19 protein-coding genes and 2 pseudogenes are annotated in these 18,723 nt (G+C 46.3%); 7 read left to right on the top strand and 14 right to left on the bottom strand.

Annotated features, from left to right (window positions below; genetic code table 11):
* The first annotated feature begins 9 nt into the window (after positions 1-9).
* On the top strand, positions 10-408 hold the full coding sequence (locus tag QM657_RS10840; RefSeq protein ID WP_415066660.1) for a bacteriohemerythrin: 399 nt from the start codon (positions 10-12) through the stop codon (positions 406-408).
* A gap of 124 nt (positions 409-532) precedes the next feature.
* Here the strand turns inward: QM657_RS10840 and QM657_RS10835 are convergent, their stop codons facing one another.
* Entirely contained in the window at positions 533-1,255 is a 723-nt protein-coding gene (locus QM657_RS10835; RefSeq protein ID WP_415066659.1) for a FadR/GntR family transcriptional regulator, read from the bottom strand.
* A gap of 185 nt (positions 1,256-1,440) precedes the next feature.
* Between QM657_RS10835 and ilvD the strand changes: the two genes are divergently transcribed.
* Positions 1,441-3,156, top strand: coding sequence for a dihydroxy-acid dehydratase (gene ilvD / locus QM657_RS10830; protein ID WP_415066658.1), 1,716 nt, complete (start codon positions 1,441-1,443; stop codon positions 3,154-3,156).
* 63 nt (positions 3,157-3,219) lie between these two features.
* Here the strand turns inward: ilvD and QM657_RS10825 are convergent, their stop codons facing one another.
* Positions 3,220-3,447, bottom strand: coding sequence for a hypothetical protein (locus tag QM657_RS10825; RefSeq protein WP_415066657.1), 228 nt, complete (start codon positions 3,445-3,447; stop codon positions 3,220-3,222).
* 67 nt (positions 3,448-3,514) lie between these two features.
* Positions 3,515-4,363 (bottom strand): annotated as a pseudogene (locus tag QM657_RS10820) (nucleoside recognition domain-containing protein); the annotation flags it as partial.
* Positions 4,364-4,556: 193 nt separating this feature from the next.
* Between QM657_RS10820 and QM657_RS10815 the strand changes: the two are divergent.
* Together QM657_RS10815 and QM657_RS10810 are read left to right on the top strand one after the other, a co-directional pair.
* Positions 4,557-4,757, top strand: coding sequence for a cold-shock protein (locus QM657_RS10815; protein ID WP_415066656.1), 201 nt, complete (start codon positions 4,557-4,559; stop codon positions 4,755-4,757).
* Between the two features lie 294 nt (positions 4,758-5,051).
* Positions 5,052-5,200: pseudogene (locus tag QM657_RS10810) on the top strand (conjugal transfer protein); the annotation flags it as partial.
* A gap of 90 nt (positions 5,201-5,290) precedes the next feature.
* On the opposite strand, the gene QM657_RS10805 reads toward QM657_RS10810, so the two are convergent.
* Genes QM657_RS10805 through QM657_RS10795 form a run of 3 tightly spaced genes read right to left on the bottom strand, consistent with a single transcriptional unit; the run spans position 5,291 to position 6,260 of the window.
* On the bottom strand, positions 5,291-5,497 hold the full coding sequence (locus QM657_RS10805) for a hypothetical protein (protein WP_415066655.1): 207 nt from the start codon (positions 5,495-5,497) through the stop codon (positions 5,291-5,293).
* Positions 5,490-6,041 (bottom strand): hypothetical protein, encoded by a 552-nt coding sequence (locus QM657_RS10800; protein WP_415066654.1) that lies wholly within the window; start codon positions 6,039-6,041, stop codon positions 5,490-5,492. Before QM657_RS10800 ends, QM657_RS10805 begins: the two co-directional genes overlap by 8 nt.
* A 24-nt stretch (positions 6,042-6,065) precedes the next feature.
* Positions 6,066-6,260, bottom strand: coding sequence for a hypothetical protein (locus QM657_RS10795; RefSeq protein WP_415066653.1), 195 nt, complete (start codon positions 6,258-6,260; stop codon positions 6,066-6,068).
* Between the two features lie 478 nt (positions 6,261-6,738).
* Between QM657_RS10795 and QM657_RS10790 the strand changes: the two genes are divergently transcribed.
* Complete coding sequence (locus QM657_RS10790; protein WP_415066652.1) at positions 6,739-6,915, top strand: hypothetical protein; 177 nt, start codon at positions 6,739-6,741, stop codon at positions 6,913-6,915.
* Between the two features lie 254 nt (positions 6,916-7,169).
* On the opposite strand, the gene QM657_RS10785 is transcribed toward QM657_RS10790, so the two are convergent.
* Positions 7,170-7,364, bottom strand: coding sequence for a hypothetical protein (locus QM657_RS10785; protein WP_415066651.1), 195 nt, complete (start codon positions 7,362-7,364; stop codon positions 7,170-7,172).
* 662 nt (positions 7,365-8,026) lie between these two features.
* Between QM657_RS10785 and QM657_RS10780 the strand changes: the two genes are divergently transcribed.
* Positions 8,027-8,530, top strand: coding sequence for a hypothetical protein (locus QM657_RS10780; protein WP_415066650.1), 504 nt, complete (start codon positions 8,027-8,029; stop codon positions 8,528-8,530).
* Positions 8,531-8,763: 233 nt separating this feature from the next.
* Positions 8,764-10,137, top strand: a complete 1,374-nt coding sequence (locus QM657_RS10775) for a recombinase family protein (RefSeq protein WP_415066649.1) — start codon at positions 8,764-8,766, stop codon at positions 10,135-10,137.
* On the opposite strand, the gene QM657_RS10770 is transcribed toward QM657_RS10775, so the two are convergent.
* From QM657_RS10770 to QM657_RS10740, 7 genes are all read right to left on the bottom strand, one after another.
* A complete protein-coding gene (locus tag QM657_RS10770) occupies positions 10,134-11,471 on the bottom strand; it encodes a FeoB small GTPase domain-containing protein (protein ID WP_415066648.1) in 1,338 nt (445 codons plus the stop codon). The two genes, QM657_RS10775 and QM657_RS10770, sit on opposite strands and share 4 nt — an antisense overlap.
* The gene (locus QM657_RS10765) at positions 11,462-11,776 is read right to left on the bottom strand and encodes a FeoA family protein (protein ID WP_415066647.1); all 315 of its coding nucleotides are present in this window, start codon (positions 11,774-11,776) and stop codon (positions 11,462-11,464) included. The genes QM657_RS10770 and QM657_RS10765 overlap by 10 nt, the downstream gene beginning before the upstream one ends.
* Before the next feature lie 110 nt (positions 11,777-11,886).
* A complete protein-coding gene (gene holA, locus QM657_RS10760; RefSeq protein ID WP_415066711.1) occupies positions 11,887-12,858 on the bottom strand; it encodes a DNA polymerase III subunit delta in 972 nt (323 codons plus the stop codon).
* A gap of 42 nt (positions 12,859-12,900) precedes the next feature.
* Positions 12,901-15,345, bottom strand: a complete 2,445-nt coding sequence (locus QM657_RS10755) for a ComEC/Rec2 family competence protein (protein WP_415066710.1) — start codon at positions 15,343-15,345, stop codon at positions 12,901-12,903.
* A gap of 62 nt (positions 15,346-15,407) precedes the next feature.
* Positions 15,408-16,382, bottom strand: a complete 975-nt coding sequence (locus QM657_RS10750) for a GerMN domain-containing protein (RefSeq protein ID WP_415066646.1) — start codon at positions 16,380-16,382, stop codon at positions 15,408-15,410.
* Between the two features lie 16 nt (positions 16,383-16,398).
* On the bottom strand, positions 16,399-17,850 hold the full coding sequence (locus tag QM657_RS10745) for a sensor histidine kinase (RefSeq protein WP_415066645.1): 1,452 nt from the start codon (positions 17,848-17,850) through the stop codon (positions 16,399-16,401).
* A gap of 5 nt (positions 17,851-17,855) precedes the next feature.
* The gene (locus tag QM657_RS10740) at positions 17,856-18,722 is read right to left on the bottom strand and encodes a DegV family protein (RefSeq protein WP_415066644.1); all 867 of its coding nucleotides are present in this window, start codon (positions 18,720-18,722) and stop codon (positions 17,856-17,858) included.
* Between the last annotated feature and the right edge of the window lies 1 nt (position 18,723).

The following is an 18,723-nucleotide window of genomic DNA, read 5'->3' as shown; positions in this document are numbered from 1 at the left end:
GGAATCGCTATGCCATGGACACCAAATTTATCCGTAGGGATAACAATGATTGACGATCAGCACAAAACATGGTTCAGCCATGCAGAAAAGCTTTTTGATGCAGGAAAGAACAACAATGCCAAGGAATACGTGGGAGATCTCCTGGATTTCCTGGACAGCTATACAAAAAAGCATTTTGCAGATGAAGAGAAATACATGCAGAGCATTCGCTATCCCGGATTTGATGAGCAGAAAAAGGCTCATACTGCCTTTATCGCACAGCTTGATAAGCTGCGCAGTGACTACAAGACATCAGGCGGCAATCTGCTGGTCATTTTAAATGCTAACCAGATGGTATTGAACTGGCTCACACAGCATATTTCCAACATGGATAAAAAAATCGGGGAATTTGCGAAGAATGCCCGTTAATTGATTAAAAAGGCGATTCATAACAGGCTGTCATAAGACAGTATAAATGTAAAAGAAATGGCGCAGCGTAAAGGCTGCGCCATTTCTTTTTATGATTTTTTCTAGAGATTCCAATGAATCACCCTTAAATTTCATCCATATCCCCCCGCAAAGAGGCAATCAAAGGCTGAGTCCGCAGACAGTCCCGGTTATAGATCAAATGCAGCATCATGGCATCTGAGGCGGCCAGACTGTCGCCTTCGCAGATGGCTTCCACAATGGCCCGGTGGGTGCGTATGGTCTCCTCCCTCAAAGAGGCGTGGGTAATCTGAATCAGGTTGTCAATGGATACAGTGATAATAGGAAGAAGCTTCGGTATCACGCAGTTGCGGCTGCAAATGGCAATCATGGTATGGAGGCGGCTGTCCTCTTCGGCGTGGGACACTCCGGACCGGATCAGCTCTTCCACCTTTTCGCACTGAGCCCTTAAACCGGCCTTCTCTTCTTCGGTGCAGGCAGAGGCCGCTGCTGCTGCAATGCGGGGCTCAATCATCAGACGAAATTCTATCAGGTCCTCGGCCAGCTTCCGCTTGTCCTTGATAAAGGAAAAGCCAAAGGGGTCGTCTGCCACACCGGCCTTTTGAGAGATGAAGCTGCCTGCTCCGTGGCGCACCTCCAGAACATTGCGGGAGGCCAGCATGCGGATGGCTTCTCTTAAGGTGCTCCGCCCTACCTCCAGCAGCTCGGCCAGCTCATGTTCCGGAGGCAGGCGGTCGCCGGGCTTTAGATCATTTTTGATGATATAATCGGTAATGTTATCTGCTGTCTGATCAATCAGCAGACGGTTATTTTTTGAGGGTTCATACATAAATCAGCTCTCACCTTTCAAATATATTGATTATATTGTATATTATGCTCATTTAAAAAGCAACCAATATATACACTATAGATAATTCAAAAATTTTTTCAAAATCAATTGACAAGGAATCAACCGATGACTTAGAATGAAATAACAGAAATTCATCTGATGAATTTAAGAAAAGGAGAAAAGGTATGATTAGTCAGGATATCCGTAAAGTTGCACCGGAGCTGGACCCGCTGCGCATGGGCATGGGGTGGACCGTGGATGAGCTCGCTCAGCCTCAGATCATGATTGAAAGCACATTTGGAGACAGCCATCCGGGAAGCGCGCATTTGATGGGGCTGGTGGATGAGGCCTGTGCAGGAACACGCAAAGAGGGCGGCCGCCCGGCCCGCTATTTTACCACCGATATCTGTGACGGAATGGCACAGGGACACGACGGCATCAATTATTCCCTGGCCTCCCGTGACATGATCGCAAACATGATTGAAATCCACGCAGGAGCGACTCCCTTTGACGGGGCTGTGTTCGTTTCAAGCTGTGACAAGGGTGTTCCCGCTCATTTAATGGGAATCGGACGGGTCAATACCCCCTGCGTGCTGGTTACGGGCGGCGTCATGGATGCAGGCCCCGATCTGCTGACTCTGGAGCAGGTGGGCATTTACAGCGCCCAGTATCAAAGAGGTGAGATCACTGAGGACAAGCTCACCTATTACAAACACAATGCCTGTCCTTCCTGCGGAGCGTGTTCCTTTATGGGTACAGCTTCCACCATGCAGGTCATGGGCGAAACTCTGGGGCTGATGCTGCCGGGCTCTGCTCTTATGCCTGCAACGTGTGAGGATTTGAAGACCGTGGCTTATAAGGCTGGACAGCAGGCGGTCCGTCTGGCAAAGATGGGATTAAAGCCCAGGGACATTGTCACCATGAAGTCATTTGAAAATGCCATCATGGTCCATGCCGCCATTTCCGGCTCCTCCAACTCACTGCTCCATATCCCGACCATTGCCCATGAATTCGGAATTGAACTGGATGCAGAAATGTTTGACCGCCTTCACCGCGGGGCTCACTATCTTTTAGATATCAGACCTGCCGGAAGATGGCCTGCACAGTATTTTTATTATGCAGGCGGCGTGCCAAGGGTGATGGAGGAGATCAAGGCATTTCTCCATCTGGATGTGATGACCATTACGGGAAAGACTCTGGGAGAGAACCTGAAGGATTTAAAGAAAGACGGTTTTTATGACAAGTGTGACGAATACTGCGCAAGGATTGGTTTAAAATGGCAGGATATTATCCGTCCATTTGATCAGGCCATCGGCACAGACGGCGCAATCGCTATTCTCAAAGGCAACCTGGCTCCCGAAGGAGCAGCCATCAAGCACACGGCTTGTCCCAGGGAAATGTTTAAGGCCACTTTACGGGCTCGTCCCTTTGACAGTGAGGAAGAGGCTCTCGATGCCGTTCTGACCCGTAAAATCCAGCCGGGGGATGCGGTATTTATCCGCTATGAAGGGCCGAAAGGCAGCGGTATGCCTGAGATGTTCTATACTTCGGAAGCTATTTCCTCAGACAAAGAGCTGGGAAAATCAGTGGCATTGATTACGGACGGGCGTTTTTCCGGCGCTTCTACAGGCCCGGCCATCGGACACGTTTCTCCGGAGGCTGCAGAAGGAGGACCTATTGCCCTGGTTGAGCTGGATGACATTATTGAAATTGACATCCCAAACCGGGTTCTTGCCATTGTGGGAGTTGCAGGGGAGCCGAAGACTCCTAAGGAAATGGAGGCGATTCTGGCCGAGCGGAGGAAAAACTGGCAGCCAAAGCCTGCCAAATATCCTTCCGGCGTTTTAAAGCTTTTCTCTGAACACGCTGTTTCTCCTATGAAGGGCGGATATATGAAGTAACAAAAAAGAGGGAACCTTGACAGAAATGTGATTTTCTGCCGGTTCCCTCTTTTTGTTTCGGATTCAAATGAACTTATACCTTAACTCACAGCCATAAGAGATTCTGTGGCAGATATTTACCGCCCGTTCCATGACGGCTGAAATTTTCCCCGCTTCCATTTCGATGTTCATTTCTTTTAAATCTTCCGAAAACTTTACTGTCTTCACCCCATCCACTTTGACCAGTTCACGCTGGATCTTTCTTGCCTTTATCCGGTCCGACAGCGAATAAACACGATAACTCCTGTGCAAGCTTTCTCCTCCTTTCCTGCTGGATACATATATTACTATTGTTGTCAGAAGGAGGGGGCTTTAAACATCAAAGGAAGGCCTTTGCTACTGTTGTAAACAAAAAGCACACTACAAATCCGGTCACAGTGGGCACTAGCCAGGAAACAACCGTCCATTTCATGCTCTGGGTCTCTTTTCGGATGGTGAGGCAGGTCGTGGAACAGGGCCAGTGCATCAGGGAAAACAGCATGGTGCTGACTGCTGTGATCCAGGTCCATCCGTTGTCGGTGAGAAGCTCCTTTAAAACGGACAGGTCGTGAATTTCCCGAAGGCTTCCTTCTGCCATATAGGTCATGATGATGATGGGAACCACGATTTCATTGGCCGGAAATCCCAGGATAAAGGCCAGTAGAATGACTCCGTCAAGCCCCATGAGTCTGGCAAAGGGGTCCAGAAAGCCGGAGCAATGAGCCAGCAAGGTGGCATCCCCTATGGTGATATTCGCCATGCACCAGATGACCAGGCCTGCGGGGGCTGCCACTGCTACGGCGCGGCCCAATACGAATAGGGTGCGGTCCAGCACGGAACGCAGGAGGACCTTTCCGATCTGTGGGCGGCGGTAAGGAGGCAGTTCCAAGGTGAAGGAAGAAGGAACTCCTTTTAATATGGTCATTGACAGCAGCTTGGAAATGAAAAGAGTCATGAATATTCCCAGGATGATCACACCTGACAGAATGGCCGCTGACAGTACGGAGGAAAAGGGGCCGGTGGCTCCGCTGACGAAAAACATGGCTATTATGGCGATCATGGTGGGGTAACGTCCATTACAGGGCACGAAGTTATTGGTAATCATGGCAATCAGGCGTTCCCTTGGGGAGTCGATGATGCGGCAGCCTATGATTCCGGCTGCGTTGCAGCCGAAGCCCATGCACATGGTATTTTTGAATTTGTAAAAACATTACTTTTATAATATCCCTTGACTTGCCCGTACTTCCATGCTATACTCAGCAGGTGTTTTAATAAAGTTTTGATTTCGCATATATTGGTAAGTCATTATTCTATTGATGATTTACACATGTATGCGATTTTTTATTTTATGAAAATGCAATAATTTTAAGGAGGTATCTTTTATGAATAAAGGTACAGTGAAATGGTTTAATGCACAAAAAGGTTTTGGTTTTATCTGCGACGAAAAAGGCAACGATATATTCGTACATTTTTCCGGTCTTGCTATGGAGGGCTACAAATCTTTAGAAGATGGTCAGTCCGTTACTTTTGAAACAACCAATGGAAATCGTGGTTTACAAGCTGTTAATGTACACATCGCATAATCTTCTGATAAACTAATATTCACATCTAATCTATCCATTTTCTTCAAAATACCAAATTGATAAAATGTATACGTACCAAGAATCTGTATATTAAAGAGTCAGAGCTATGTTTATTATTACAGCTAAGCCAGCAGGGTTTATTATTATTCCTTGCTGGCTCAACCTAAATTAGTCAGTTTGAAATACAGCTATGTATTGCGATCTGTTTTTATCAGTTACATATATATACATTCCAGGTCATGATCTGTTCCGGTTTAAAGAAAAACCATTGATCATCTGTCTTCTGCTGCATAGGTGCATGATTCGTTTAGACAGCTTATGGCACAAAATCGTGATGGGAAAATTCATTCTGTACAGATTAGTACAGAATCCAGCATTACAGCATTAGTTCTGCACAAGAACATTCTAAAAATGAAGTCACCGGCAAGCTCAAAGAAATTGCTTAACCGCTGAAACATACCGTTTCTCCTTTCCATTTCTATATCACAATTCCTGAATGTAAAAATACCACCGGTCATTGGTGACTGATGGTATTATGATCCTGTTATTCTGAAAGCTTCCTCTTCACTGACTACTTCATAGCAATCAAATTCTGGTGCATCTGGATAAAAATATCCCAAAGACAATCCCCGTCTTCTCCACTCCCCATTTTTATAATCAAAGAACTTGCGACCCTCTTGTTTGATTATCGTTCCCTGATTATCGTAATCAGTCAGTTTCAGATATCTTACATTATCCATAATCTTTCACCCTTTCAATACCATTCGGAACCACCATGGAATCTGAAAGCTCGAACATCTCATCATCCAAATCAATATACCCTTTGCTGCTTGTATCTTTAATCAGGCGTTGCTTTTCATACAACTCATGCATTTTACCATTTTTCACGTTAAAGCTTTCAGTGGTGTGATACTGTATCTCAAAGGCTTGCCCATTTGGCGCCCTTAGGACTGTATTGATGCCATTGTATGGACTTAGCTTATCCAGCCAATAGTTTTTCACCTCAATCGTATTATATCCCAGTTGTTTATGTTTATCAAGGGCGTCCAAGGTTTTGTTTACAAGATATTCCGGAGCATCCGTGTATGTATACCGCAAAATATCTTTCACCTCATACTGATTCCCTGATGGATCATATTTTCTTCGGATTTTTATAAGATATGAATCTTTTGACTTAACTCGATATTGGAGCCCTGTAGCCTCCACACCCAATTGCGCTGCGATCTGCTTGATATGGGCTGTTATCTCTGGTTCGTTTTTAACAGCTTTGTTATAGTACGACATCCCCTTTACTTGCGCCTTTAATATTCAAAACTCATTACTACCATTATATTTTATTTTTTGAAATTCGTGAAACTTTTCGGAAACAAACGCTTTGCCCAATATTTCTTTATACCGTTTATGCGGCTGCCTGTCTGCTGACTGGTCCAAGAGCTGCGGCATATTCCGTGAGATTTGTCCATTTATTTTTTCAGTACTGGCCTTATGTTTAACAGCCATCATTCCTGCGGTCTTTTCTGTCTCCTGATCAGCGGCGGTCTGCTTTATTCTTTCATCCGGAGCCTTTGCCAGGCATCACCGCCTTACTTATGTTTGTTTTGGGGTAAAAGAAAAGCACCCTGCCGGATGCTCAACTTGGTTTTCTCTTCGTGTTTGGCCCCATTCCTTCCCGAATAGAATTGTGGGTTTGGTTCTGGTTCTCTGGTTTCACTTTTTCCGTAATACTGTTAAATGACTTGTTTGGTTTCTTCTGTTCTTTCCCCAGATCATGTTTATCCATATTATCACCTCGATCCTAGTGTAGGCGGAAACGGATTGTTTTATTCGTTAGAAAAACTGCCATCACCTCACCTTCCAATCTGGTTGTTTTTCTGTATCAAAAATATGTATTCCTCTACCTGTTCCATTGCTGAATCCTTAACATTTTGTATATTATTTCTTGTTCTACAGACACTACTAAAAAGCGAAAGGAGCATCAATCATGAATAGCAAAGATATATCTTCCAACAAACAGGGCGGTACTACAGACAATAATGTCAGTAATAAAAATGTTACCCATGCAGATAATCGTTCGAAAACTCCTCCAGACAGCGATTATATTAATCCATTTTTTACTCCTCCGGGTGAAGGTCCTAAACCAAAAATTACATCTAATTAGATATCATCCGGTAATGCAAGGGAGGTTTAAACCTCCCTTGTTATTCTTTGCATCGGTTTTTCTATTTATCGACCTGGGTGGCTGTTGCCACCGGGTCTTTTTTAACGGTCTGATTCTTTACCTTCTCCGTGACAAAAACGACATTATCCACTGTGAAACAATTCCAGCCACTAAGCCACAAGAACACTTTTCCTCTTCCGGTGTCAGTTCGTTAGCAGAAAGCACCTGATTAAGCTTGTCCACCAGTTCCGGCCTCAGCCGGTTTTCTCGTTCGGTTTAGGTTTATAGTTTTCCATCAACCTGTAAAGTTCCGGGAAATCTTCCCTCGTGATCTTTATTTGACTTGGATCAGTATATACCTTCCCATCTGGTCCCGTAATTGTAACTACTGCCTTGCTTGGGTCTGCATATATCTCATTATTTCGCTTCTTAGCCGCAGTAACTGTCATATGCACCACCTCCCAGTAAATCCTATGCTTCATGGTTTGTACTTGTTTCCCTTGCGTTTATAATCCTTACACGGATACGGCAGACTGCGATCCAAGCAACGGGGCTGGTATCGGCAGGACTTTCTTGAGCGGTTCATTACCACGTCAGATATTTCTTTTACTGCTGATTTTATATGTATCACCCTTCCTTTCTTATTGTTTTATTCAGTCACTTGTGGTAAAACTTAATAAATGGAAACATGTCTATACATCAAAACTTGACAACAGTGGAAAAGGCCTGCAGCCTTGCCGAAGAACTTGTCCACCATCACACCGGCATTGGAAATATCCTAAATTTAAAAGATATACGAAACAGAAAATAAGAGTGGATAACCAGACTTTGGGCCTATAATAAACAAATAGGTCTTACTGGAATTATCTCTGCTTTCAGAGCAATTTGCCACACTGACTGGGATATGGCAGATTATCCAGGGGGAGACGGAAGGTTTCCTTCAAGACGCTCTTGAGTGTTATTGCCAAATTCATGGAACAGAAGTTACGGCTGGCAACTATTTCTTACAGCTTGAGCCGAACCTTCAAATACATACAATGATCACTATTAAACAAGGGGAGATTAAATAGCCAATGGCTTTTTAATAAAAAACAATTACGGAGGTAATGAGATGAAAAAGTTCAAACTGTTACTCTTAACCACAGCCATGTCCCTGGCAATGAGCGTTGTTTCTTTTGCCGGGCAGTGGAAACAGGATACTGTCGGTTGGTGGTATCAAAATGATGATGGGACCTATTCAGCTAACAGTTGGCAATGGATTGATGGTAACTCAGATGGTGTATCAGAATATTACTATTTCAACGAAAATGGTTATTGCTTAATGAACACCACCACCCCTGATGGAAAAACCGTAAATTCAGACGGGGCGCTGATCGTTTCCGGTGTTGTCCAAACTAAGGCCACCGCTGCCAGCACAACAACTGCTGCACAGCCGACTCAGGGGACTTCTCAGAACACCGCAACCACCAATAACAAGGAAAAAATGGTGTGGAAATCGAGAACCGGTACAAAGTATCATTCGAACCCAAACTGCAGCAATATGAAAAATCCTTCACATGTAACACAGTCAGAAGCAGAGGCAGATGGAAGAACACCTTGTTCAAAATGTTATTAACCTAAAAGTACAGTCAGATTAACCATGAAATTGAAAAGCCGCCCCGGCTGCAATCGGGGCGGCTTTACATAGATATTTTCTTGCCGGACTTCCGGAAAAATATAACTATATAGACAGCGGAATTATATCATTTCCAACGCTTCCTGAAAAGGGGCGTTATTTTTGTACTCATTTTTAAACCCGCCTCATAGTCCTGAGGGCGCAAACGTACAATAAACCAAGGAGATGATATCATGATAAAAGGTGCCTGCTATGTCCGTGTATCAACGGATAATCAGTTGGAAAACTATAGCATAGAAGAACAGACAGACCGCCTGAAGGCATACTGCAAAGCCAAGGATATCACCATCGTCAAATTTTATACCGACGGCGGCTACTCAGGTGGAAACATAAACCGCCCGGCTCTGCAGCAGCTCCTTTCCGATGTGGAAAATAAAAGCCTGGATGCCGTAATTGTCTATAAACTGGACCGCCTGTCCCGAAGCCAGAAGGACACCCTCATGCTGATCGAGGACAAATTTCTTGCCAACAGCGTGGATTTTATATCCATCAACGAGAACTTTGACACCTCAACTCCCTTTGGCCGGGCCATGATCGGCATCCTCTCTGTCTTCGCCCAATTGGAAAAAGATCAGATCACAGAACGCTTCACCATGGGAAGGATTGGCCGGGCAAAGAGCGGATATTTCCACGGCGGCGGATACGCGCCTACCGGATACGATTATATTGAAGGAAATCTCGTCATAAACGATTATGAAGCCCTGCAGGTCAAGGAGCTTTTTCAACGATTCGCAAACGGCCACACGGTCCATGACTGCTGGAAGTACATGAGCAAAAAATACGCCGCAAAGCACGGAGCATGGAAGAGTGAAACCCTGATCCGGAACGTCCTTAAGAATCAGATATACATCGGGAAAGTGAAATTTAAGAATGCAATCTACCAAGGAAATCACACTCCCATTATTTCGGATGATCTATTCAATGAGGTACAGGAAATATTCCGCACCTCCAGAAAAGACATGGATTCCTTCAAACGTTCCCCCTTCAAAGCCAGCACCCTCCTTTCCAGCCTTGTCTACTGCGGAAAATGCGGCGCAAAGTTTCACGGTGAGCACGGGAAATACTCATGCTACAGCCGTACTAAAGGCGATAAACGATATGTACTTGACCCTGACTGCAAAAACAAAAAATGGAAAACAGAAGAATTAGACCAGATGGTCATTGACTATATAGCCGGCCTCGACTTCAATAAACTGGAAGAATTAAGACATGAAGAACCAGACAAACCCGATTACAGCAACCGAATAAAAGAAATTGAAAAACAGATTGAAAAACTCATAGACCTATATCAGGTTGGGAGCATCCCCATACATACCATTACCGAAAAGATCAATGCACTGACAAAAGAAAAGAGCATACTCCAAGACAGTATGGACTCAGCCAACGATGCCTTACTTACCCTGGCTGATTTAAAAGCCGCAAAGGACCGTTTCGCAGAGATGCTCCTTTCCGGAGACCTCCAAGAAAAACGCTGCTATCTCACTATACTCATCGATAAAGTCATTGTAAACGATGAACAGGTCAATATCATCATGAGGCAAATTTAGAGTTGCAAGTTCAGAAACTCCATGCACATGGTAAGCGCCTGTTTTCCACAAGCAGAACACCTCTTAAAACAGCGGTCCAGATTAAAGGCCACTCTCGGAAGGTATCCGAAATCTTCCAAAAGAGTAAAAAGAGGAAAGAAAATAGCCATGGGGGGAAGCATAACCGACACCACCCAGGCCAGAACCCGGTAGACTCCCCGGATTAAGAGGTCTGATAGGAAGGGCGGCACACCTGCTGAATCCGCCATTTTGATCAGGCTTCCTTCCAGTCCAAACAGGGCGCTGCTCAGCATTCCCGACGGATAGTTGGCTCCTGTAATGGTGAGCCAGAAAACGCCCAGCAAAATCAGAAACATGATTGGAAAGCCGGTAAGTTTACTGGTAAAAAGACGGTCCAGTCTCCTGTCTTTCCGGTTATAGGTCTGGTTTGCATATGTCACCACGTCTTTACACAAGCATTCCGCCTGTTTTACAAAAACCGCGGCCATATCGTCCCTGGCCTTTTCCCTGGTAATGCCCTCTGACTGCCATTGGCTGTAAATCTCCTCCAAAGCTTCGGCAACTTCTTCCGATTCTGCCACAGGCTTTAAGTACTTTTTTACCGCCTCCATCAGATTTTCGTTGGCTTCCAGCAATCTGGCACACAGCCAGCGGGTATTTACCTTCCCACTTCCTGCTTCCTCCACCAGAGGCGACAACCTGGCGATTGCCTCTTCCACATAGTCAGGATATTGGATGAGAGGAGTATTTGGCACTTCTTCATTTACCTCTCCATTCAGACAAAGCCTTAAGCTGCTGTAAATCTGGTCCAGGCCCTTTTTACTCCTGGCTGCCGTTCCTGCTATAGGCACTCCAAGGCGCTGCTTTAAAAGATCAAGATTTATGTGAATCTTTTTCTTTTTGGCCTCATCCATTAAATTCACACACACCACTACCTTAGAAGCCGCCTCCATAATCTGCAGCACCAGGTTTAAATTCCTCTCCAGACAGGTAGCGTCACAGACCACCACCACGCCGTCAGGATTCTCAAAACAGATAAAATCCCTGGCCACTTCTTCTTCCGTGGAATGGGCCATCAGAGAGTAACAGCCCGGTATATCCACCATAACGTATCCCTGGGAGCCGTCACTGCACCACCCCTGGGCATTAGCTACCGTTTTCCCCGGCCAGTTTCCTGTATGCTGGTGCATCCCAGTGAGCTGGTTAAAGACCGTGCTTTTCCCTACATTGGGATTTCCGGCCAGGGCAATGACCTTGTCATCTTCTCTCCGCTTCCTGATTTCCAGTCCGAAATCCACGGATTTAATTCCCATTGAATCCCTGCTCAATCCCATACCTGGTCCTCCATCACTACAGAGGCCGCTGCTATTTCTTCTTTATAACAGCGTTTTTCCTTTTCACCGCCTGTCCTTGAGATCAAAACACTTCCTGAATCTTCACTTCTGAGAGCAATGACCGCTCCTCTGATCAAAAATGCCGTAGGATCGCCCAAAGGACTTTTTCCCAGACACTCCACAACAGTTCCCTCAATCAGGCCTATATCCTGCAAACGCCTTCTCATATCATTACAGGCAGACAACGCAGCGATGACTGCCTTTTCACCTCTTTTTAAATCTGTCAAACAAGCCTTATCAGACATTTTTTAACCTCCCCGTATTTCCAGATGTTTCCATATCCTAACATATGCACCTGATAAAAATCAGGTTCCATTTTTACGATTGAATCTGAATCACCGAAGTTATTTCCGCCCTAATACTGATAAGTCAGCAGCAGCTCCACTGCCATGCGCTCATTTAACTTTCCCGTTTTTACAGCCTCTTCTGTTTCAACGCACAGACTGACACAGGCGATTATCTGTTCCCTGGAAAAGGACCTGGCCTGAGGCATCAGCTTTCCGGCAGCAAATGGTGGAATCTTAAGCTTAGACGCAATACTCCCCCGGTCCGCTCCTTTTCCCATCAGCTCCTTCACCTGCAAAAGCTGGTTAAACTGCCTGGCAATGAGAAACAGTATTCTCATAGGCGGCTCCTTCAATGCAAGAAGGTCCTCGTAAAGCTCCATGGCCACTCCGGGCTGGCGGTTCACCATGGCTGTCACCATATCAAAAATTTTATTTGTAATGCGCACAGTACAGATGGCTTCCACATCTTTATCCGTGATCACTTCCCGTCCCAAGGTAAAGCTTATCAGCTTCTCCAGCTCCATCCGGATGTTTTCCATATCATCACCTGTCATATGAAGGAGTAATTCCATGGTATTTCCAGTGATCTTCTTTCCTTCCCTGGCGAGGAGGCTTCCCGCCCATCTGGCAAGCTGGGCCGTATCCTGGCGGCCCATTTCCGCTGCATAACCCAGTTCCTTTACCTTTTTAAACATTTTACTCCGCTTATCCACCTCAGACTCCACAAAAATCAGGCAGGTGGTTTCAGGAATAGAGGGCAGGTAAGACACCAGTTCCTCTGCCGCTGATTTAAAAAATCCGCTGTCCTCCACCAGAATCAGGCGTTTTTCCCCAAAAAAGGGCATGGTATCAGCCAGACTGATGATTTCCTTCACATCAATCCCTTTTCCGAAAAACTGGTTGAAATTCATGGTATCATCACCTGCAATAGCGGCCTTCATCTGATTTTTATAGCTGTTTTTTAAAAATGCCTCTTCTCCATAGATAAGATAGACGGATCTATAGCTGTGATTTTTTATATCAAGAGCCAGAGTCTGCATCACATTTTTCCTCTCTGTCAAAAATTCTTTCATGCTTGCTTTTTAATTATTATACCGGGATAAGCCATCTCCGTCAACGAAACTTGAAAACCGGATTCTCTCTCCATCGGTCCACATCATGACTGCCCCGCCTTCTGCTGTATGAAAAACCTCTGTTCCCTTCTGTTTGAAACGGTCTAAAACCTCTCTGTGAGGGTGACCATAAGAATTGCCTTCTCCATAAGAAACCACGGCCCAGCGGGGATTTACTGTATTTAAAAATGCTTCTCCGGAAGAATACTTGGAACCATGGTGTGCTACTTTCAGTACGTTTACTTCCTCAAGCCGCCGCTTTTCTCCTGCCCGCTCCAAAAGCTGTGTTTCGCTGTCTTCTCCTATATCTCCTGTAAACAGCACCTTACATCTTCCATAATCTATTCTCAAAACCGATGATCCCTCATTGGCATCTGCCGGACTGTCCTTTTTTCCTGGATAGAGACAGGCAATGCGCAGTTCTTCCGCCTGGAATGTATCTCCTCCAGCTACATACTGCACTCTGGTTCCTCTTTTCTTAGCAAGAACTTCCAGCTTCTTTACCGCTTCATCCTCCTTTCCATGGTAGGGGAGCATAAGGTTTTCAATCTTTATATCCTCACTTGTTTCCAAAAGATAAGCAACTCCACTCACATGGTCCTGATCTCCATGGCTGATAAATGCGAAATCAATCATGGAAACACCCAGACTTTTCAGACAAGGCTCCAGGGAATACTTTCCTAGAGACTTCTTAGAGGTGCTTCCCCCATCAACCAAAACCGCAGTTTTCCCTGTCCGAAGCAGGATTCCATCCCCTTGTCCCACATCAAGAAATACCGCTTCCAGCCCATTTACCGGACCAGGTTTTAAAAGCAGGATACAGAGGCAGTATACTCCAATCAAGGAAAACAATTTGAAGCAATAAAAAAGCACCTTATTTTCCTTAACTTCTTCGTCTTCCACCTTTCCATCTTCCTTATTCCCCACCGTCTTTCTCCTGCCTGCCTTCTTCCCTACCTCTTCCCCCTCTTTCTTCCGTTCTTCCTCCCTCCCCGTCTGATACTCCTCCCACATCTTCAAACAAACCACCCCCGCAAGCAAAACCAAACCATAAGCCCCAATTCTCCCCAACTCCGGCCGCCCAAAGGTCAAATTATATCCCGGAAGCATTTCCATCTCCTTACAAATCCATTCATAAAACCCAAGAATATAATGCCCTGTCCCAGCCGCTCCTGTACCGAGAACAGCACTGAAACTCCCAAAGAAAATCACACCGATCCCGGAACAGACCACCGCATCCATCAGAGGAATGAGAATTAAGTTTAAAAACAGTCCATAAAAAGGTATCTGGTAAAAATGATACAGCGTAAAAGGAATGGTGACCACCTGGACAGCGATTCCCGTAGAAACTGCCCCTGACAAAAAATGACCTCTTCCCAGCCAGTTTCTCAGTACAGGACTGAGTCCTCCAATCGCAAAAACAGCCCCAAAAGACAGTTGAACCCCACCCTGAGTAAGAAGCAGAGGCGACTGAACTCCCAAAAGCACCAGGGCCAGAGAAGCAGAAGACAAAAGATCATAAGTTCTTCCAAGATAAGAAGCCAAAAATCCCACACACATCATAATAACCGCCCTTACTACCGAAGAACCGCTTCCGGTCAGAATCCCATACAATACCACCAGAACAGCCCCCGCCAGTCCAGCCTTTCCATACCCAAGCCCGGCCTTTCTCAAAATCTTATAAAATGAAAGCCCCAGAAAAGACATATGCATCCCGCTGATTGCCAGAAGATGGGCAATCCCACTTTTCTGATACAGAGATTTAATCTCTTCAGGAAGGCCGCTCTTATCTCCCAAAACAGCCGCTGTCAAAATCCCTCCGTCTTCCTCAGAAGTATACCGGTAAATAATCCCCTTCCCCCATTCCCGGCCCCATCGCAGCCCTTCAAAAAGAGGGCTGTACCTGGAATCACAAACCTCCATTTCCTCCCCGAACATCTTTCCGTCAAGCCCCAACGCCTGATAATACCTCCGGCTGTCAAACTCGCCCGGATTTCTGGTTTCCGAAAATGGCTGTATCTCCCCCCTCACCCGTATCGTCTGCCCCAGCCTCAGCCCACCTTCTCCATAAATCATTCCCTGCCCCTCCGTCAGCTTCACCGACACCATAAGCCCGGAAACAGAGTAATATCTCCCCTTCTCCTCCACGCTGTTTTCCTTCAAAACAATCTGAAGAGTCCCATCCTTCTCCTCAAAAGAAGAAACCCTCCCCTCAGCCTCCGCATACTTCCCGGAAAGCCCTCTTATGACCTCTTCCCGTTCCTCCCACCTTCTGCAATCATACCCGGCCCGGCCTGCGCCAAGGTACAAAAAAATGAGGGGCAAAAAGACCCAAAGGGTATTTCTGCCTCTCATATAACCATAACAAATAATCCCAGCGGCCAAAAGGGCCGGGATAAAAATCCAGGATGTCAAAGTCAGCAAAGCGGCAGTCTCTCCAAGTACAAGTCCCCCTGCTATCAGACATAATGGGCGTTTTATTCTTCTATTCCTCCTGTTTCTTCCTCATTTTCCGCATTGTAATCCAAGTCCCTTTCAAAGAGCTGATTTAGGGAAATGGAATCCCGAAACATCATTTCCTGAGACCCATTGACCGTAATCTGCACCTTGTTGATGGAGGAAACCGCTGCCAGCGAGTTTACAATGGAATAAATGGGAATGTATTCCTTGACCTCCAGACTGTTGTTTAGAAATGAGGAATCAAAATTGATATAGCATATATTTTCATTGACCGACACACTCAAAAGCTTTGTGTCCTTAGGAAGGGTAGGATTCATGCCCGGCCTTCCCGGCCCTGCAATGAGCTGTTCAATGACCAGCTTTTCCAGAGAAGTATTGACACTGTGAACCACTTCCCTCGTCTCTTTTACCAGCTTTTCTCCGGCTTCATCGGAAAAATACAGGGACAGCTCCGTCTTTTCAAAGGTGTTCACATTGCTGATATTGTCGATAAAATCCGTATTCGTCATAGGGCCCACCGGGTTTCCCAGAACATCCATAAGGGGCTGCTCCGCCGTATAGACGGCCACATAATCCACCCCTTTAATCTGGGTTAAGGTCCTGACCAGCGAAGCCCTGCACAAAATTTCCCTGGTCCCGTTCATCATGGCATAATTATTGTCAAAGTAAAGGTAGAGAACCGTATCCTCCAGCTTATACTTCTCAAATCCCACCTTGTCCGGCACTGCGGCCTGGCGGTCCAAATCCTTTGGAACCGTGCGAAGCTGCTCCAGCAGGCTGGTGATCTTCCAGTCCATTTCCTCCAGAGAGGAATTTTCCGGCTTCTGGGGCATGGTATATTCCTGAGGCTCCAGCCTTGTCATGGCAGAATTTAAATAATAAATCTTATATACACCATCCGCAGCCGTCTCTCCCTGGCCGGGCTTTTTCCCGCAGCCTGTCAGGAAGACTAAAAATGCCAGGAGGATCAGAATATTCTTTCGTCCTTTCATGAAATGCCTCCTGTCTCTATGATATGTAGGTGAGAGGAATTCGCACGGTAAATGTGGACCCCTCCCCCTCTTTGCTCTGAAGCTTAATGGCCCCCTGGTGCATCAGGACGATTTTCTTGGTAATGGAAAGCCCCAGACCCGTACCGCCTGTTTCCCTTGATCTGGCCTTATCCACCCGGTAGAACCGCTCAAATACATGCTCCTGGAACTCCTCCGGGATACCGATTCCCGAATCTGCCACCTTCACATAGAAAAACTTGTGGTCCGCATCAAGAGTCACCCGGACCCAGCCGCCTTCCATGTTGTATTTAATGGCATTTTCCATGAGATTGCTGAGGGCCAGAGACAGCTTCATCTCATCCACATCAGCAGTCACCTCCCGGATGCTTTCAAAGGTCAGCTCCACATTCCGTTTTCCGGCAATGGGGCGAAGCCGTTTTAAAATCAGCTCCATCAGCCCGTTGATATTCACCTGGGCGATGTTTAAGCTTCCTCCTGACGTCTTATCCATGCGGACCAGAGTCAGCAGGTCATCGATGATCTTGCTCTCCCTCTCGATCTCATAGGAAATATCGCTCATAAATTCCCGGTACAGCTCTGTCGGTGCATCCTCCATCCCCATAAGGGAATCTGCCAGCACCCGGATAGAAGTGATGGGCGTTTTCAGCTCATGGGAAACATTGGAAACAAACTCCTCCCTGGACTGGTCCACTGCCTTTAGCTTCTTTAAAGTCATGTTAATGGAATCGGATATCTGCCTCGTCTCCTTATAGGCCCTGGAGCTGATGTCCTCATCCAGATTCCCCTCTGCCGCCCGGTCAAGCATACGCTGCAAGCCCCGGAAGGGCTTCATCACAAGGGCTGCCAGGAAAAATACCAGCAGCGCCAATACGGAAAATATCATGAGGTGAAGAAACATTCCCTTTTCCGCCACATCTGTAATCCGGTCAAGCAAGTCCTCCGTAGAAGCTGTGGCAATCATCACCCCGGCAATTTCCTTTTCCTGGCTGTTGGAATAGATGGGAATTGCCATTGCAGAATAATGCTTTTCCGAGTTGTATTTACTGCTGTTTTCTCCGTTAAAGCAGCGGATCACCTCTTCCGATACGTTGATCTTTCCCACGGAAAGGGAAAAGGTGTCGCTGATGATCCTGAAATTCCGGTTGACCACCACAATCCGCCCGTTAAACATCCCCGCCTTTACAGCCATCTCATTGTCCAGAAGGGCATCCCTTGGCTCCATGGTCAGATATCCGGCCCTTGTCATCTTGTTGCTTAAAATCCAGCACTGGTTCTGAACCTCCTGCATTCGGGATTCAATGAGGTTCTGCCGGTAAGTGCCGGCCATAACCTGTCCCTGAATCAGCACAGGCAGCATTCCAACCACCAGGAAGATAAGAACAAGGACAAGCCGCAGACTTATGGCATACCGGGGACGAAAGGCTTTTCCCTGTACCTCCAGATTCATTCCCGTCATACCTCCAGCTTTTTCGTACATGCAATTGCAAGGGCACCGGGCCCGATGTGACATGAAACGCTGAGAGAGAGATTGTCCACATAGATTTCTTCTGCCTCAGGAAAAATCTCCTCCAGCTCCTTTTTAAACTCCATGGCAGCTTCAAGGCTGTTGCTGTGGGCAACGGCAATGTTTGTACCTTTTCCCGACGAATCCCCGAAGCGCTCCTCCATGTCCTTTTTTGCCGCAGTCACCATGATGGACTTGGCCTGCTTCATAGTTCTGGCCTTTGCAAAAGCATCGAGTTTGTCCCCTTGAATGGTAAGAACCGGCTTGATCCGCAAAAATGTGCCAAGCAGGGCTGCCGCCGCCGTAATCCTTCCGCCCTTTTTCAAATATTCCAGGGTATCCACAGTGATATAAATGGTGGAATCCAGCTTTGTCTCCTCTAAAATCTCCTTGACTTCTCCGGCACTCATTCCGGAAGCCGCCATTTTCCTGGCCTCTAACACGGACTGCCTCTGAGTCACGGATATTCTCTGGTTATTGACCACAAAAACCCTTCCGTCAAACTCCTCCGCCAGAATCATGGCCGTCTGACAGGAACTGCTTAAACCGCTGGACATGGGAATGTGAACGATCTCATCGTATTCCTCCAGCAGCTTTTTCCACAAATCTATTAAATCAGCAGGAGAAGGCTGAGAGGTGGAAATGTCCGCCCCTGCCTCCAGCCTCTTAAAAAATTCCTCTTGTGTCAGATTGACATCCTCAAAATATGCTTCCCCATCCATCATAAACGGCATGGGAACCACGTAAATTCCCGCCTCTTCCCCCTGTTTCTGGGTGATTCCGCTGTTGCTGTCCGTAACGATTGCTGCCTTCATT

This window comes from Lacrimispora sp., assembly GCF_047605665.1.
In the GTDB taxonomy this organism is placed as follows: Bacteria; Bacillota; Clostridia; order Lachnospirales; family Lachnospiraceae; genus Lacrimispora.
This window is presented reverse-complemented; position numbering and strand designations above follow the sequence as displayed.